At 65.2% G+C, this 16,403-nt stretch carries 12 protein-coding genes and 1 other annotated feature; of the genes, 7 read left to right on the top strand and 5 right to left on the bottom strand.

The genetic code is table 11. The features are described from left to right. Positions 1-356 precede the first annotated feature (356 nt). Both gltX and CDQ92_RS14420 read left to right on the top strand, forming a co-directional pair. Positions 357-1,823, top strand: a complete 1,467-nt coding sequence (gene gltX, locus CDQ92_RS14425; protein ID WP_229667353.1) for a glutamate--tRNA ligase — start codon at positions 357-359, stop codon at positions 1,821-1,823. A gap of 38 nt (positions 1,824-1,861) precedes the next feature. Further along, positions 1,862-3,148 carry a citrate synthase gene (locus tag CDQ92_RS14420; RefSeq protein WP_088442038.1) on the top strand — a complete coding sequence of 429 codons (1,287 nt, stop codon included), beginning with the start codon at positions 1,862-1,864 and terminating at the stop codon, positions 3,146-3,148. Between the two features lie 180 nt (positions 3,149-3,328). Here the strand turns inward: CDQ92_RS14420 and CDQ92_RS14415 are convergent, their stop codons facing one another. From CDQ92_RS14415 to CDQ92_RS14405, 3 genes are read right to left on the bottom strand one after another with little or no spacing between them, the layout of a single operon-like run. Continuing rightward, entirely contained in the window at positions 3,329-4,702 is a 1,374-nt protein-coding gene (locus CDQ92_RS14415; protein ID WP_088442037.1) for a sensor histidine kinase, read from the bottom strand. Continuing rightward, the gene (locus tag CDQ92_RS14410; protein WP_088442036.1) at positions 4,699-5,619 is read right to left on the bottom strand and encodes a hypothetical protein; all 921 of its coding nucleotides are present in this window, start codon (positions 5,617-5,619) and stop codon (positions 4,699-4,701) included. Before CDQ92_RS14410 ends, CDQ92_RS14415 begins: the two co-directional genes overlap by 4 nt. 58 nt (positions 5,620-5,677) lie before the next feature. After that, positions 5,678-6,934 carry a hypothetical protein gene (locus CDQ92_RS14405; protein WP_229667351.1) on the bottom strand — a complete coding sequence of 419 codons (1,257 nt, stop codon included), beginning with the start codon at positions 6,932-6,934 and terminating at the stop codon, positions 5,678-5,680. 66 nt (positions 6,935-7,000) lie between these two features. On the opposite strand from CDQ92_RS14405, the gene CDQ92_RS14400 reads away from it, so the two are divergent. From CDQ92_RS14400 to CDQ92_RS14385, 4 genes are all read left to right on the top strand, one after another. Next, positions 7,001-7,708 carry an SDR family NAD(P)-dependent oxidoreductase gene (locus tag CDQ92_RS14400; RefSeq protein WP_088442034.1) on the top strand — a complete coding sequence of 236 codons (708 nt, stop codon included), beginning with the start codon at positions 7,001-7,003 and terminating at the stop codon, positions 7,706-7,708. A gap of 151 nt (positions 7,709-7,859) precedes the next feature. Further along, positions 7,860-10,517: a DNA gyrase subunit A gene (gene gyrA / locus CDQ92_RS14395; protein WP_229667376.1), complete on the top strand. Its 2,658-nt coding sequence runs from the start codon at positions 7,860-7,862 to the stop codon at positions 10,515-10,517. Beyond that, complete coding sequence (locus CDQ92_RS14390) at positions 10,514-10,822, top strand: DUF952 domain-containing protein (protein WP_088442032.1); 309 nt, start codon at positions 10,514-10,516, stop codon at positions 10,820-10,822. The genes gyrA and CDQ92_RS14390 overlap by 4 nt, the downstream gene beginning before the upstream one ends. Positions 10,823-10,958: 136 nt before the next feature. Further along, positions 10,959-13,028, top strand: coding sequence for an amidohydrolase family protein (locus tag CDQ92_RS14385; RefSeq protein ID WP_088442031.1), 2,070 nt, complete (start codon positions 10,959-10,961; stop codon positions 13,026-13,028). Positions 13,029-13,068: 40 nt separating this feature from the next. On the opposite strand, the gene CDQ92_RS14380 is transcribed toward CDQ92_RS14385, so the two are convergent. After that, on the bottom strand, positions 13,069-13,629 hold the full coding sequence (locus tag CDQ92_RS14380; RefSeq protein WP_088442030.1) for a peroxiredoxin: 561 nt from the start codon (positions 13,627-13,629) through the stop codon (positions 13,069-13,071). Between the two features lie 95 nt (positions 13,630-13,724). Then, positions 13,725-15,221 (bottom strand): SulP family inorganic anion transporter, encoded by a 1,497-nt coding sequence (locus CDQ92_RS14375; protein WP_088442029.1) that lies wholly within the window; start codon positions 15,219-15,221, stop codon positions 13,725-13,727. A 60-nt stretch (positions 15,222-15,281) separates the two neighbouring features. Beyond that, positions 15,282-15,337 (bottom strand) — a sequence feature (sul1 is cis-regulatory element that is thought to sense ions involved in sulfur or methionine metabolism; They are found in Alphaproteobacteria). Between the two features lie 95 nt (positions 15,338-15,432). Between CDQ92_RS14375 and CDQ92_RS14370 the strand changes: the two genes are divergently transcribed. After that, complete coding sequence (locus tag CDQ92_RS14370; protein ID WP_088442028.1) at positions 15,433-16,281, top strand: TauD/TfdA dioxygenase family protein; 849 nt, start codon at positions 15,433-15,435, stop codon at positions 16,279-16,281. Positions 16,282-16,403 lie beyond the last annotated feature (122 nt).

The raw sequence follows: 16,403 nt of genomic DNA, 5'->3' as shown, positions 1-16,403 counted from the left end.
GCAGAATTCCTATCGCAACGTCGACGCAGCCGATGACGATCGAGCGCCCGAGCCGACGCTGCCAGCCCGCCAGCGGCCCTGCCCACGCTCACGCGCTCAGTGCCAGCAGCGCCCCGATCCAGTGCATCACGGTCGGCAGAGCCAGCTACAGAGCAGTGCCTGCGCCGAACGTAACCGGCGGCCACAGCGCAATCCGCTAGCGGTCTTCCTCCAGTCGCTCCTCGATCGCATCACCCAGCGTCTGCCAGCGACCTCCCCAGCGCACCGCATTGGGCGTTTGAAGCTGCCTTGTCGCCATGCTAGGGGCTCCCCGATCGCCGCTGCGATGCGCGGCAAATTGAGTGAAAGAGGCCTTGGTGGCAACCAAAATTGAAACCAGTTTGACCGCGACCGCCACGGAAGCAACGGGCGCCGACGTCGTGACGCGGTTCGCCCCCTCGCCGACCGGTTTTCTGCACATCGGCGGCGCGCGCACCGCGCTGTTCAACTGGCTGTTCGCGCGCCATCATGGCGGCAAATTCCTGCTGCGGATCGAAGATACCGACCGCGCGCGCTCCACCGATGCAGCGATCGACGCCATCATCGACGGGATGCAATGGCTCGATCTCGACTGGGATGGCGAGACGGTGTTCCAGTTCGCTCGCGCCGACCGCCACGCTGCGGTCGCCGCCGAACTGCTGGCGAAGGGCGAAGCTTATCGCTGTTACCTCAGCCAGGACGAACTCGCCGCGATGCGCGCCGAAGCGCAGGAAAAGCGCTTGCCCTTCCGCGTCCGCAGCCCTTGGCGCGACCGAGACGACGGCGACCCCGCCCTCCCTCACGTCGTGCGCCTTCGCGCGCCGCAAGACGGTGCCGCGACGATTACCGACAAAGTACAGGGCGATGTCACCGTCCAGAACGCCGAACTCGACGATTTTGTCCTACTGCGCAGCGACGGCACCCCGACCTATATGCTCAGCGTCGTCGTCGACGACAACGACATGGGCGTCACCCACGTCATCCGCGGAGACGACCATCTCAACAACGCCTTCCGCCAGCTGGCCCTGATCCGGTCAATGAACTGGCGCGAGCCGGTTTATGCGCATGTGCCGCTGATCCACGGCGCCGACGGCGCCAAACTGTCGAAGCGCCATGGCGCGCTCGGCGTCGATGCTTACCGCGACGAAATGGGCTACCTCCCCGAAGCGGTGAACAATTATCTGCTCCGCCTCGGCTGGGGGCATGGCGACGACGAGATCATCAGCCGCGAGCAGGCAACCGAATGGTTCGACCTTGCCCATGTCGGGCGCTCGCCGTCGCGTTTCGACTTCAAAAAGCTGGAGAATCTCAACGGCCATTATCTGCGCGAAGCCGACGATGCGCGGCTGGTCACGCTGGTCGCGCCGCGCGTCGAAACGCTCGTCGGTCGCGCGCTGAACGACGACGAGCGCGCCGTGCTGACCCGCGCGATGGAATCGCTCAAACCGCGCGCCAAGACGCTCGAGGAAATCGCCGACGGCGCGATGTTCCTGTTCCAGAGCGAACCGTTGCCGGTGGACGAAAAGGCCGACGAGGTGCTAAAGGGCGCCCCGGAAGGCTTGCTGGCTGCCGTGACGCAGCGGCTGCGCGGGCTGAACCAATGGACGATAGAAGAGCTGGACGCCGCCGTACGGGCCGAGGCCGAAGCCGCCGATCTGGGGCTCGGCAAATTGGCCGGGCCATTACGCGCTGCCCTAACCGGCCGGACCGTTTCCCCAGGGATTTTCGACGTGCTGTTGTTGCTCGGGCGTGATGTCAGTCTGGCCCGACTTGACGCAGCGCAACATTATCCGGCAGGGGCGTAGCCACGCTCTCTCCTCGCCGTCATAACAGGGAAAAATATATGACCGATCAACCCGCAAAAATCACCCTGGGCGACAAGACTGTCGAAAGTCCGGTATTGTCGGGCACCGTCGGTCCCGACGTCGTCGACATCCGCAAATTCTATGCCCAGACGGGCGCCTTTACCTACGATCCGGGCTTCACCTCGACCGCGAGCTGCGAATCGCAGATCACCTATATAGACGGCGACGAAGGCGTGTTGCTGCATCGCGGCTATGCGATCGGCGACCTCGCCGAACATTCCAGCTTCATGGAAGTCTGCTATCTGCTGCTGAACGGCGAATTGCCGAGCGCCGACGAGCTGGCGACCTTTGACTATACGATCACCCGCCATACGATGCTGCACGAGCAGCTGGCGACCTTCTATCGCGGCTTCCGCCGCGACGCGCACCCGATGGCGATCATGTGCGGCGTGGTCGGCGCGCTCAGCGCTTTCTATCATGATTCGACCGAGATCCACGATCCGCACCAGCGGATGATCGCCAGCCACCGGCTGATCGCCAAAATGCCGACGATCGCCGCGATGGCGTATAAATATTCGGTCGGCCAGCCATTCGTCTACCCTGATAACAAGCTCAGCTACACCGGCAATTTCCTGCGCATGACCTTTGGCGTTCCGGCCGAGGAATATGAGGTCAATTCGGTCGTCGAACGCGCGCTCGACCGCATCTTCATCCTCCACGCCGATCATGAGCAGAACGCGTCGACTTCGACCGTCCGCCTCGCCGGTTCGTCGGGCGCCAATCCGTTTGCGTGCATCGCCGCCGGTATCGCCTGCCTGTGGGGTCCGGCGCATGGCGGCGCGAACGAGGCGGCCCTCAACATGCTGCGCGAAATCGGCCGCCCCGAACGCATCCCCGAATATATCGCGCGCGCCAAGGACAAGGACGATCCGTTCCGCCTGATGGGTTTTGGCCACCGCGTCTATAAAAATTACGATCCGCGCGCGACGGTAATGCAGAAAACCGTCCGCGAAGTGTTCGAGGCGCTCAAGGTAAACGACCCGGTCTTCGAAGTCGCGCTGCAGCTTGAGGAAATGGCGCTCAGCGATCCCTATTTCGTCGAGAAAAAGCTGTTCCCGAACGTCGATTTCTATTCGGGCGTCATCCTGTCGGCGATCGGTTTCCCGACGACAATGTTCACCGCCCTCTTCGCGCTCGCCCGCACCGTCGGCTGGGTCGCGCAGTGGAACGAAATGATCTCCGACCCTGCCCAGAAAATTGGTCGCCCGCGCCAGCTGTACACGGGCCCGGCACCGCGCGATTATGTGGCGGTAGGCAAGCGCTAATACGCTGCAAAGAAATGAGGAAAAGGGACCGCGATTGCGGGCCCTTTTCGTCTATCCGGGTGTTGCCTGCGACAGACACGGACCATCGCCCCCGCGAAGGCGGGGGCCGCTGTCGGGTTACGCAGCAAGGCAGAAGCACGGTGCTTACGGCTCCCGCCTTCGCGGGGGGACGGCTCTTCTCTAGTCCCGCGCCGGCAAGCTCAACGTAAACCGCGCCCCCTGTCCCGGCGCGCTATCCACCGTCAAATCACCGTCCATCGCTCGGGCCAATCGCCGCGCGATATATAGCCCCAGCCCCGATCCGCCGCTGTCGGTCCGTCCCAGCCGCTCGAATTTCTCGAACACCACGGCCTGTTGATCGGCGTCGATCCCCTGCCCCTGATCGGCGACGGTCACCGTCGCGCGGTCACCTTCGCGGTTCACGCGAATCCAGATCAGCGAATTGTCGGGCGAATAGCGGATCGCATTGCCCAACAGGTTGAGCAGCACCTGCAACACGCGGCGGAATTCGCCCGTCGCGGGAGCCTTGTCGTCAGTGCGCGGGGCGTCGATACGAATGCCCTTTTCTTCGGCCTTCATGCCGAGCAGCCCGACCGCGCGGCGCGCCAGATCGCCGAGGTCGATTTCGTCGGCCGCCGCCTTGAACCCCGGCCGCTCGATATTCTGCAAATCGGCCAGATCGTCGACCAGCCCCAATAAATGTCGTCCGGCGTGGGCAATGTCGCCCGCGTAACGCGCATAATCGGCGCGGATGGGGCCGTCGAACTGGCCTGAAATCGTCTCGGCGGTCGCGATGATGCGGCTGAGCGGACCGCGCAGCGCGCCGTCGATGCGCCGACCGAACTGCGGATCGGAGAGCGGTAGCGATCCGAAAGCAGGATCGACGAGCATCGCGGCGGGCACCGGATCGGCCGCCACGTCATCGGCGACGACGGCCGATCCGCGAAACCCGGTAAATCCACCGACCGCGTCGAACAGCGCGTCCCCCGACAAGGTCATCGCCAGCCGCCCGGCAGGCGCGTCAGCCTGCACATGCTGGCCGTCGAAGCGCGATTGCCGCGCCAGCGCGCGCAGCACCGGAAAGCGGCCATCGCCGTCGGGTTGCAGCTCGAACAATTCCGACAGCGAGCGCCCCTCCCAATTGGCGGGGACCGGCGGTGCATCGGGCGCCGCGCGCAGCGCCACCACCCGCAATTGCTGGTCGCACTCCCACGTCCAGCCATGCGGCACCACGACATTATCGCCGATTGCCGGGATCTGCGGGTGCGCCACCGGCCGCGTGCGCCAGTCGCTTATCTCCAGGCTCGCACCGTCGGCGTCGGGGATGATGCGCACCAGCGCGTGAATATCGCTATGATCGTCGGCGGTGTGCAGCGGTCGGCTGATGTCACGGTGCAGTCGCTGCGCCAGCGCCACCAGCCGCGCCAGATGCGGCAGCGCCAGCGGTTTGCCCAGCCCCGCCCCCGCGCGCTGTTGCAGTCGCAGCAGCGGCGCGTCGGCGCTGACCAGCGCACCCGACCGGTCGATCCGGCCGCGGATGATGCGCTCGCTCATTGCGTATCGCGCCCCGGCGCCAGCATTTCGCCAAAATTGCGCGCGCTATGGTCGGCGACTGCGCGCGACGGCAGCATCGCCAGCGACGCTTCGAGCGGCGCCAGCGCGGTGCGATCGAGGTGGAGCGGCGCGAGCAGCGACGGCAGCGCCGCCGTCTCCGCCGTCAGCAGCGTCAGCGCCATATCGTCATAGCTGCTGCCGAGCGCCGCGGCGGCGAGCGCGATCAGCGTCGGCCAGTCGTGTCGCGTGATCGCCTGCCCGGCGGCCTCGGACACGCCCGCGCCCAAAATCTTGTGATAGGCTGCGCCCGCATCCGCCATGCCGCGCTCGGCGGCGTGACGCTCGGTGGCAAGCCGCACCGCGTCGCCCAATTGGGCGGCGCGGGCCTGATACTGGCTGACCTCGGCCAGACGCCACGCCGCGACGTCGCGCAGCAACCCGCGAAACACCTCGCCGTCGAGGTCGGCAATCGCCAGCGCCGGATGGCCTAGCGCGTCGAAACGACGGCGATCGGCGATCTGCAACGCCAGATAGGCGCGGTCGATGTCGGACATTGGCGCGTCCACCGCCGCCTCGCTGTTCGCCTCACCAGTGTCGGCCAGGATCGGCGGCGGCGGCGTGCGCTGCGCCGATTGTTCGCGCCAGCGATGCTCCTCGGCGCGGGCGAAGCAGATGTGCGCCAGCCGCTCGGCGCCCGGCACTCCCTTGCGCAGCCATTCGAACCACAATCCATCGGTGTCGATCGCCAGGTCCAGCCACACCGCGACATCGGCAACCAGCCGCCGCGCGATCCCCAGCGACAGCGCACGCTGCTCCTCGGTCAGCCGCCCGGCGGCGGGTGCCGACAGATAGTCCGCGAGTTCGCGCAGACGCGCAGACAGCGGATCGGTGCCGGACGAGGAGACGGAGTCAGTCATGCACGATCGCGGATAGCAGGATGGCGTTAATACGCGCTAAACCTTGAAGCGCTTTGTTTTACGGCGCTTCCGGGCGCCGCGCCAACCGCAGCCAGAGCAAAATCTGGAGCAGCGCGAGCAGCGGCAGGATCGCGAACATCAATGACGCAAAGCCGAACAGCAACGCGGGCGCCAGCATGATCCACGCCTGATCGGCATCGGGGAGCAGCCAGTGGAAGCGCCGCCGCTCGCTTGAATCCTCGTACAACGACCGTGCTAGCAGGATGGTCGCGGCGAGGCACGGCGCCAGCGCAGCTTCGGAAAACAGCGGCATTTCATGCCCCGGCCCCGCCAGCGAAACAATCCATGGAAAAACCGCGAGCAAGACCCAGGCAAAGGTCCGAATGACGTCGCGCACCCGGTCCTGCGCCGCGCTTTCGGCGCGGAACGCCGACAGGAAACGCATCGCGGTCAGCCCCAGTCCGCCAAGGATTGCGACCAGCGCGCCCGCCGCGGCCAGCCCGCTCGCCGCCATTCCCGCAACGGCCAACCACAGAAAGGCGGTCAAATAGGGGAGGTACCGCGCTGTCGTCGGCGACTTGACCAGCAGCGGCCCGAAAAGCCGGATCAGCGGCATCATGATCGCCGACCGCCCAAACCCCATCCCCCCATATTCGACCTGCTGCAGGCTCGATTGCTCGATCAGCGCGGCGGTCGGACGATCGGTAACGATCGCGATCTCGCCCTGCTCGAACAGTGCCGGTTCGCAATAGAGCCGCCGCGCGCCCGATTGCACCGCCAGCCGCAGCAGCGTGAGCATCATGTCCCATTCGCCCGGCATGGCCGCCAGTTCGGCGACCATCGGCTGGGCAATGCTCGCCAGCCCTCCCCAGCGCCGCGTCGCGTCGATCCGCTCGAACCCCTGCGTCAGCGGCGTATCGCCGGTGACGAGGATCGCAGGCGCGCCGGGCTTGGCGATCGCGGCATAATGCGTCCCGCCTGCGCGCAGCCCGTCGGCGACCAGGATGATCCGGTCATCCTCCTGCACCAGCCCCATCATGTCGGTGGCGACGCGTATCGGGGTCACTTTCACGCCGCGACGTCGGATGCGGTCGCACGTCGCCAGCAGGTCGGCGGGCACTGCCGCGACGGCAACCGCGATATGCGTCACCCCGACATCGGCCAGCCGCGCCGCCTGCCGCTCGATCAGAGTTTCGCCCGCCACGGTGACGAGCGCGCGCAGCCCGCCGTCGGGCAAGACTTCGCTGGCGCCGATCAGCGCGATCAGGGCCATCGACGGGCGCAATGATGGTAAGAAGCCACGGCTCACCGTCATATGGCGCCGAACCGGTTTGGCAAGCATCGCTTGTCGCACGGTGACGGCGCATGATACGCCGCCGCGGTGACAGAGCATGGATCGGCAGTCATCATCGGGGCTTCGGGCGGTATCGGCGCCGCGCTCGCTGACGCTTTGCAAGCGGACGGACGCCATGACATCATTCACCGTTTCGCACGCTCGTTGCCGGCGCCGCACAGCGTCGACATCACCGACGAGGCCTCGGTCGCAGCCGCCGCCGCGCTCGTCCGCGACAGCGGCCCGCCGCCGCGACTGGTCTTCGTCGCCACCGGCCTGCTCCACGCCGACGGACGGCAGCCCGAACGAAAGCTCGCCGACATCGACCCCGACTGGATGGCGCGCAATTTTGCCGTCAACACGATCGGCCCCGCGCTGATCGCCAAATATTTCCTGCCTCTGCTGCCGCGCCGCGAGCGTACCGTCTTCGCCATGCTGTCGGCGCGGGTCGGCAGCATCGGGGATAACCGCAGTGGCGGCTGGTACAGCTACCGCGCCTCGAAAGCCGCGCTGAACCAGCTCGTGCGCGGCTTCGCGATAGTCGAGGCAAGGCGCAATCCCGATGCGATCGTCGTCGCGCTGCATCCCGGCACCGTCGACACCGATCTGTCGGCACCATTCCAGCGCGGCGTGTCCGCCGAACAGCTGACCAGCGCGCCCACCGCCGCCGCGAATCTGCTACGCACCCTCGGCGCGCTGACACCCGCCGAAACCGGGCGGATTTTCGCGTGGGACGGCAGCGAAATCATTCCCTGAAAACCCACCGAATCGCTGGCATTTCCTGCCACCGTCGGCTAGGTAAAAGCCACCTCCCGAAAAGCAGAAAAAAGGCCGGGTCTTGACCGAAGAAAATACGCCGACGCCGCCGTCCGAGGACGGCATTTCGCCGATCAACATCGTCGACGAAATGAAGACAAGCTACCTCGATTACGCGATGAGCGTGATCGTCAGCCGCGCGCTTCCCGACGTGCGCGACGGCCTGAAGCCGGTGCACCGGCGCATCCTTTATTCGGCGTTCGAAAGCGGCTATGTCGCGGGCCGCCCCTATCGCAAATCGGCGCGTATCGTCGGTGACGTCATGGGTAAATATCACCCGCACGGCGACAGCTCGATCTACGACGCACTCGCGCGCATGACGCAGGACTGGTCGATGAGCGTCCCGCTCGTCGATGGTCAGGGCAATTTCGGCTCGATGGACCCCGATCCGCCGGCGGCGATGCGCTACACCGAATCGCGCCTCGCAAAGGTCGCGAACACCCTGCTCGGCGATCTCGACAAGGACACCGTCGATTTCCAGCCCAACTATGACGGCTCGGAATCTGAACCCACCGTCCTGCCCGCACGCTATCCCAATCTGCTCGTCAACGGCGCCGGCGGCATCGCCGTCGGTATGGCGACCAACATCCCGCCGCATAACCTGGGCGAAGTGATCAACGCCACGCTGGCAACGATCGACCATCCCGAAATCACCCTCGACGAACTGATGGCGATCATCCCCGGTCCTGATTTCCCGACCGGCGCGCTGATGCTGGGTCAGGGCGGCGCGCGCAATGCCTATGCCACCGGCCGCGGATCGGTGATGATGCGCGCGACGCACATCATCGAGGAAGGTAGGAACGACCGGCTGTCGATTGTTTTGACCTCGATTCCGTTTCAGGTCGGCAAGTCGGGACTGGTCGAGAAGATCGCCGAAGCGGCGCGCGACAAGCGCATCGAGGGCGTCTCCGACATCCGCGACGAATCGAACCGCGAAGGCGTCCGCGTCGTGATCGAACTGAAGCGCGACGCGACCGCTGAGGTCGTACTCAACCAGCTTTGGCGCCACACCCCGGCGCAGTCGAGCTTCCCTGCCAACATGCTCGCGATCCGCGGAGGCCGCCCCGAAATGATGGGGCTCAAGACGATCCTGTCGGCGTTCATCGACTTCCGCGAGGAAGTGATTACTCGCCGCTGCAAGTTCGAGCTGAACAAGGCGCGCGACCGCGCCCACATCTTGCTCGGCCTCGTCGTTGCGGTCAGCAATCTCGACGAAGTCGTCCGAATCATCCGCGGTTCGTCCAGCCCTGCGGCGGCACGCGAAGCGCTGCTGACGCGCGAGTGGCCGATTGGCGACATCGCGCCCTATATCCGTCTGGTCGAAGCAATCGATGGCGAGCTCGATGCCAGCTCGAGCTATCGCCTCTCCGAAGTGCAGGTCAAGGCCATCCTCGACCTCCGCCTCCATCGCTTGACCGCGCTCGGCCGCGACGAAATCGGCAAGGAACTGAAAGAGCTGGCAGATGAGATTGAGGAGCTGCTGAGCATCCTCGCCAATCGCGAGAAGCTCATCGCCGTCATGCGCGAAGAGCTGATCGCGGTGCGTGACGAATTCGCCAAACCGCGCCGCACCCAGCTAGCCCCCGCTGCCGACGGCATCGACGACGAAGATCTGATCGAGCGCGAAGACATGGTCGTGACGGTCACCATGGACGGCTATATCAAGCGCACCACGCTTGATACGTTCCGGGCGCAAAGGCGCGGCGGCAAGGGCCGCGCTGGCATGGCGACGAAGGACGAGGATGTCGTCACCGAAATGTTCGTCACCTCGACGCACACACCAGTGCTGTTCTTTTCGACCCTCGGCAAAGTGTATCGCATGAAAGTGTGGCGCCTGCCCGAAGGCGGTCCTGCGACGCGCGGCCGCCCGATGGTCAATCTGTTGCCGCTGGGCAAAGACGAGACGATCTCGACCGTGCTGCCGCTGCCCGAAGACGAGACCGAATGGAGCAAACTCCACGTCATGTTCGCCACCGCCAAGGGCAGCGTGCGCCGCAACAGCATGGACGCCTTCACCAACGTGCCGTCGAACGGCAAGATCGCCATGAAGTTCGAGGGCGAGGATGAGGACGACCGCCTGATCGGCGTCGCGCTGCTCGACGAAAGCGACGATGTCCTGCTCGCGACACGGCAGGGCAAGGCGATCCGCTTTGCCGGCGACGATGTCCGCGAATTTCAGAGCCGCAATTCGACCGGCGTGCGCGGCATGCGCCTCGCCGCGGGTGACGAAGTCATCTCGCTGTCGATCCTCCACCGCGTCGGCACCACCGGCGACGAACGCGAGGCCTATCTGCGCGCCGCGCCGTGGAAGGATAATGAGAACGAACCGACGCTGCCCGCCGACCGCATGGAAGAGCTCGCCGCGCGCGAACAGTTCATCCTGACCGTCTGCGCCAACGGCTTTGGCAAATTGTCGTCGGCCTATGAATATCGCCGCACCGGTCGTGGGGGTCAGGGGATCACCAACATCGACAACATCGCGCGCAACGGCCTGGTAGTCGCCAGCTTCCCCGCGACCAAGGCGCACCAGCTGATGCTGGTCACCAATCAGGCAAAGCTGATCCGCATGGGTCTCGATTCGATGCGCGTCATCGGCCGCGGCACTGCAGGCGTGCGCCTGTTCGACGTGTCGAACAACGAGCATGTCGTTTCGGCAGCACTGATCGAGGAAAGCGAAGAAGTCGAAGCCGAGGGTATCGACACCGAAGCTGAAATCCCCGAACCCGCACCCGACAGCCCCGCCGAATGACCGCGACCACCGCTTTTAAGATATTGACCCATCAACAATGGGTCGATTTCGAGCGCGAGCGTGTGTTCCGCGGCGCCCCGGTGGATATCGCCGACGGCTATATCCACCTGTCGACCGCCGAGCAGCTCGAAGGGACGATCGCCAGGCATTTCGCCGGGCAAACCGACCTGATGATCGCCGAGGTGGATTTGATCGGACTCGGCGACGCGATCCGCTGGGAAGAAGCGCGCGGCGGCGAGCTGTTCCCGCATCTCTATGCGGAATTGCCGATCACGGCGGTGATCGGCCTACTAAAGCGTGACTGACGATCGTTGACCTGCTTTGCGGGGGCGACGGTCGCCATTCATCGATCGCTGTTCGCCGTCGGTCGGTTCTTGCTTCGCCCGCCCCCGTGAGCCTACCACTGTCGGCCATTGCACAACGCACTGGGGGAAATCGACAATGCGCCTGATCCTGACCGCCGCCCTGCTGGCTTCGGCCGCCGTTCTTCCCGCCTATGCGCATGAAACCGCGGCCTCGGTCGCGCAATCCGAACCTGTCGCCAAGGAAGAACTGCTCAAGCCGCCCGCCGACGCGGTCCGCTATGTCGTCGTGTCCGAGGCCGGCCAGCATGGTAGTCAGTGGCAATGGCAGCTCTCCGATGGCCGCACTGCCTATCGCTGGTCGCAGGAACTGCGCGGCTGGATCACCGAAATGGATCAGGTAACGACCTTTGCGCCCGGCGGCACCATCGCCGCAACTACGGTGCGCGGCGTCACCATGTCGGGTGACGCCGCCGAGGATTATCGCGTCGCCAACGGCCGCGCGACGTGGAAAACGGCGACCGACGCTGGTGAAGCCGCCGCGGGCGGCTGGTATATTCCGGCGGGCGGCGTCGGCATCGCCAACGCGCCGCTGATTAACGCGCTCGCCGCCGCAGGCGACGAAGGGCTCGATTTCCTGCCGAGCGGCAAGGGCCGGATGACCTTCGACGCGATGCAGACGATCCAGGGACCGGCCGGCCCAAGGAAGGTCCAGCTCGCCTTCGTCAGCGGCATCCTCCCCTCGCCCTACCCTGTCTGGCTCGATGAAAATAAGCGCTATTTCGCCGACATCAGCTTCATTTCGGTGATCCCCGCGGGCTATGAGGGCGCGCTGAAGCAGCTTCGCGATGCACAGGAAGCCGCGACCGCCGCGGCAGTTGCCGGTGTCGCCAAACGCTTCCTGTCGCCCGCCGCGAAAGCCCCGGTGCTGTTCGACAATGTCCAACTGTTCGACGCCGACAATGGCACGTTCCTGGCGAACCGCGCCGTGCTTGCCCGCGATGGCAAGATCGCCGCCATTGGCGCCGCCGGATCGCTGACCGCGCCGTCGGGCGCACAGGTCATTGATGGCGCTGGCAAGACGCTGGTCCCCGGCATCTGGGACAGCCACCTCCACATCGGCGACGATTGGAGCGTGCTGTCGAACGTGGCGAACGGCATCACCAGCTTCCGCAGCCCCGGCACGACCTTCGACCGCGCCGTCGATGCCACCAAACGCCGCGCCAACGGCAGCTTGCTGATGGGAGAGCCCTTCATTTCGGCGATCGTCGACAAGAAGGATCCGCTGGCGGCGCAGGGCGCCGAAGTAGTCAGCAGCGAGGCAGAAGCGATCGCTGCGGTGCGGCGCATCAAGGACGCCGGACTGTGGGGAGTCAAATTCTACACCTCGATGAATCCGGCTTGGATCGCGCCTGCCGCCGCCGAAGCGCACCGGCTCGGCCTGCACGTCCATGGTCACGTCCCTGCGACGATGAAGCCCAGCGAAGCCGTCGCCGCGGGCTATGACGAGCTCACCCACCTCAATTTTGTCGTGATGGAATCGATGCCGCGCGACGTGATCGACCGGGCAAACACGCGCCAGCGGATGGAAGGCCCGGCGCGCTATTTCAAGGACGTCGATCTGGACGCCCCCCTGATGGCGGGCTTCATCGCCGACCTTGCCAAGCGCAAGACGCTGGTCGACCCGACGATCGTCATTTTCGAAGGCATGTTGACGCAGGACGGCGGCAAACCGCACCCGGCTTACGCGCCCTATATGGGCATCATTTCACCCGTCATCGAACGCTCGGTGTTCACCGCCGGGGGCTATCCGCTCATCGAATGGCTGACGCGCGACGATTATCGCAAAAGCTATGCTAAGATGGTCGAACTCGTCGGCCTGCTGCACAAGGCGGGCGTGCCGATCGTTGCGGGGACCGACGGCTGGGGGATCGAGCTTGTCCGCGAACTCGAAATCTACCAGCAGGCCGGGTTCACGGCCGCCGAGGCGCTCCAGAGCGCGACGATCATCCCTGCCCGCGTCGTCGGCGCCGACAAGCGCACCGGCTCGATCGCGGTCGGCAAGGAGGCCGACATGGTGCTGGTCGACGGCGACCCCTCCACCGACCTCGGCGCCCTTCGCCGCGTCGTGACGGTGGTCAGCGATGGTTATGTGATGGATGCGGAAGAGCTGCGGACGGCCGCGGGGTTTGGCGGGCGGCCGAAGTAACTTATGGGATGATCGCGGGCAGTCGAGGCCCGCGATCCGGTCAGCGCTGCCGCGCCTTCCACGCCCGCACCGCCGCCATCGTCTTTTCGACATGCGCCTGCGGCTTGCTGTCGGTGTAGCTCAGCAATATGCTTCCGTTCGGGGCAATAACGAAAGACGTCCGGCTGGAAATCGCGGGCTGGCCGGGACGCCGGATGGCGGTGTCATATTTCGCCGCAACCTTTGCGCCGGGATCGGCTGCAACGGCGAACTTGTCGCGGCATTCCGATTTCGAAAATTCAGCGACGCGTTCGATATTACCCGCCGTCACGCCGACAACGCGCGCACCCAGCTTGTTGAAATCATCGCTCGCTTCGGCGAAGAGATGCGCTTCCATCGTGCAGCCTGGGGTGAAGGCGGCGGGAAAGAAGTAGAGCACGACCGGCCCCTTCCGCAGCACTTGCTTCAGCGACAGGCTGAACGGCTTGCCACCCTGCGCGGCGTTCAGCGTGAAATCGGGCGCCTTCGCTCCCTGTTGCAGAGCGGCGATGCTCGACGCGGGAATCGCGGTCATCGACAGGCAAAGGCCAAGCGCCATCGCAATTTTCATCAGGGTCTTCATCGGGATTCCTTCGCCTCGCACAATAGAAGCATGCTGGTGCCAGGATGAGGAAAAAACATGGCGGCGTCTATATCGATCATCCGCCCGGCCTGCGCTCAATGCGGCACCATCCCGATCTCCACCCCGGTTTTGTCGTGCAGCGCGAATTTGTCGATGATGTCGGCGCTGGCGCGATTATAGCCCACGACCTCCACGTTCCGTCCCTCGCGCCGCAGCTTGGCGACGATCTTGTCGAGCGCCCCGACGCCCGAAATATCCCAGAAATGCGCCGCTGACACGTCGATCAGCACATGGCCAACCTCGTTTTCGGTCTGAAACGCGCGCGTAAAGCGATCGACCGAGGCGAAGAAGATTTGCCCGGTGACGCGGTACGTTGCGGTGCGGCCGTCGGCGGATACCTCGCGCTCGACCGCGAACATCCGCCGCACTTTGCCGGCGAAGAACACCCCCGACAGCAGCACGCCGGCCAAGACTCCCTGCGACAGGTCATGCGTCGCCACCACCACGATCACCGTCGTCAGCATGACGATCGACGATGTCGGCGGATGGCGGCGCAAATTGCCGATCGAATTCCAGCTGAACGTCCCGATAGATACCATGATCATCACTGCGACCAACGCGGGCATCGGCACCTGCCCGACGAACGGACCGAGCACCGCCAGCAGGAACAACAGGAACGCCCCCGCGGTAAAGGTCGACAGGCGCCCGCGGCCGCCCGACGTCACGTTGATCACCGACTGGCCGATCATCGCGCAGCCGCCCATGCCGCCAAAAAAGGCCGCAACGATATTCGCCCCGCCCTGTCCCGCGCATTCGCGCTGTTTGTCGCTGTCGGTATCGGTCATGTCGTCGACGATCTGTGCGGTGAGCAGGCTTTCGAGCAGCCCGACCGCCGACATGGTGAGCGAATAGGGCAGGATGATCTGAAGCGTTGCCCACGTCAGCGGCACATTCGGTAAGGCGAAAGTCGGCAGACCCTCGGGCAATTTGCCCATGTCGCCCACGGTATTGACCGGCAGGCCGAACCCGATGCTGATCGCCGACAGCGTCAGGATCGCAATCAGCGGAGAAGGGACCGCTTTGGTCAGGCGCGGCAATAGATAGATGATCGCCAGCCCGCCCGCGACCATCGCATAGGTTTCCCAGCCGACGTTAATCAGTTGAGGCAGCTGCGCCATGAAGATCAGGATCGCCAGCGCGTTGACGAAACCGGTGATGACCGACCGCGAGACGAACTGCATCAGCAGGTCGAGCCGCAGCAGCCCTGCCACGATCTGGATCAACCCCATCAGGATCGTTGCCGCGAACAGATATTCGACGCCATGATCGCGCACCAGCGGGATCACCAGCACCGCAACCGCGGCGGTGGCGGCAGAGATCATGCCCGTCCGGCCGCCGGTAACGGCAACGACCATCGCGATCGCGACCGAGGCGTACAGCCCGACGCGCGGGTCGACGCCGGCGATGATCGAAAACCCGATCGCTTCGGGGATCAGCGCCATCGCGACAACGATCCCGGCCAGAATTTCGCGGCGCAGCGACGCGCTGTCGGTGAACCACTGCTGGCGATAGGAAGACAAGGAAACAGACATTGGAATTCCACAACAAGGCACATGGCGCCAGCTCGGGCGCGAACAGGATTTCATGTGTGATGTCGTCCGGCGGATCGGCGGCCGGAATAGCCACCCGGATTTGCACCGGGTCCATGCGAGTGCGCGCCTCCTAGCTTGATGTCCCCACCGGCGCAAGCGGGCGGATTGCGCGGGAATTGACCCCGCGCCCCAATCGGCGCAGCATCGCGGCATGACCCTGACCATCACTCCCAGCGGCCAGTCCTGCGGCGCCCGCATCACCGGCGTCGATCTGACCCGGCCGCTCGCCCCCGACAGCGTCGCCGAAATCCGCGCCGCATGGCTCGACCATCATGTTCTCGCCTTCCCCGATCAGAAGATGGACGACGATGATCTGGAGCGTTTCACCCAATATTGCGGCGGCTTCGGCGACGATCCCTTCATCAAGCCGATCCCCGGGCGCGACCATGTGATCGCGGTCAAGCGCCGCGCCGACGAAACTTCGCCCTTATTTGCCGAAAACTGGCACAGCGACTGGAGCTTTCAGGCGCGCCCACCCGCCGGAACCTGCCTGTTCGGGATCACCATCCCGCCCGTCGGCGGCAACACCGATTTTTCGAACCAGCACGCGGCGCTTGACGCGATGCCCGATGCGCTGCGCGCGAAAATCGAAGGTCGGAGCGCGGTCCACAGCGCGCGCGGCGGCTATGCGCCGTCGGGGATGTACGGCACGGGCGACAAGGATCGCAGCATGGACATCCGCTCGGGCGACGAAGCGCTGGCGACGCAGTTGCACCCCTTCATCCGCCGCCACCCCGAAACTGGCCGCGACGGGCTGTTCGGCTGCGCGGGTTACATAATGGGCATCGAGGGCATGGACGATGCCGAAGCGCTGCCGCTGTTGTATGAATTGCTGCAATGGCAGGGGCGCGAGGAATTTCGCTACAGCCATGTCTGGGAACCAGGCATGCTGATCCTGTGGGACAACCGCTCGCTCCTTCACCGCGCCACCGGCGGCTACGACGGCCACGACCGCCTGCTCCACCGCACGACGATTGCGGCGTGGAAGGGGGCCACATAATCCTCCCTGTGGCGAAACCATGGGGAGGTGGCAGCGCGAAGCGCTGACGGAGGGGCCATGGCGCAACGTCGCCGCCCCTCCACCGCTGCCTCCGGCGGCGGTCCCCTCCCCATCGCTCCGCG

The sequence above is a fragment of the Sphingopyxis bauzanensis genome, assembly GCF_002205675.1.
In the GTDB taxonomy this organism is placed as follows: Bacteria; Pseudomonadota; Alphaproteobacteria; order Sphingomonadales; family Sphingomonadaceae; genus Sphingopyxis; species Sphingopyxis bauzanensis.
The sequence above is the reverse complement of the archived record's forward strand: the minus strand, read 5'-3'. Positions and strand labels throughout refer to the sequence as shown.

What these genes read in the sequence shown, in the direction of transcription:
- CDQ92_RS14380 (WP_088442030.1), bottom strand. Translation starts at nt 13,629, where the DNA reads ATGAAGACCCTGATGAAAATTGCGATGGCGCTTGGCCTTTGCCTGTCG.
- CDQ92_RS14370 (WP_088442028.1), top strand. Translation starts at nt 15,433, where the DNA reads ATGACCCTGACCATCACTCCCAGCGGCCAGTCCTGCGGCGCCCGCATC.
- CDQ92_RS14390 (WP_088442032.1), top strand. Translation starts at nt 10,514, where the DNA reads ATGACCGCGACCACCGCTTTTAAGATATTGACCCATCAACAATGGGTC.
- CDQ92_RS14375 (WP_088442029.1), bottom strand. Translation starts at nt 15,221, where the DNA reads ATGTCTGTTTCCTTGTCTTCCTATCGCCAGCAGTGGTTCACCGACAGC.
- CDQ92_RS14410 (WP_088442036.1), bottom strand. Translation starts at nt 5,619, where the DNA reads ATGACTGACTCCGTCTCCTCGTCCGGCACCGATCCGCTGTCTGCGCGT.
- CDQ92_RS14420 (WP_088442038.1), top strand. Translation starts at nt 1,862, where the DNA reads ATGACCGATCAACCCGCAAAAATCACCCTGGGCGACAAGACTGTCGAA.
- CDQ92_RS14385 (WP_088442031.1), top strand. Translation starts at nt 10,959, where the DNA reads ATGCGCCTGATCCTGACCGCCGCCCTGCTGGCTTCGGCCGCCGTTCTT.
- gyrA (WP_229667376.1), top strand. Translation starts at nt 7,860, where the DNA reads ATGAAGACAAGCTACCTCGATTACGCGATGAGCGTGATCGTCAGCCGC.
- CDQ92_RS14405 (WP_229667351.1), bottom strand. Translation starts at nt 6,934, where the DNA reads ATGACGGTGAGCCGTGGCTTCTTACCATCATTGCGCCCGTCGATGGCC.
- CDQ92_RS14415 (WP_088442037.1), bottom strand. Translation starts at nt 4,702, where the DNA reads ATGAGCGAGCGCATCATCCGCGGCCGGATCGACCGGTCGGGTGCGCTG.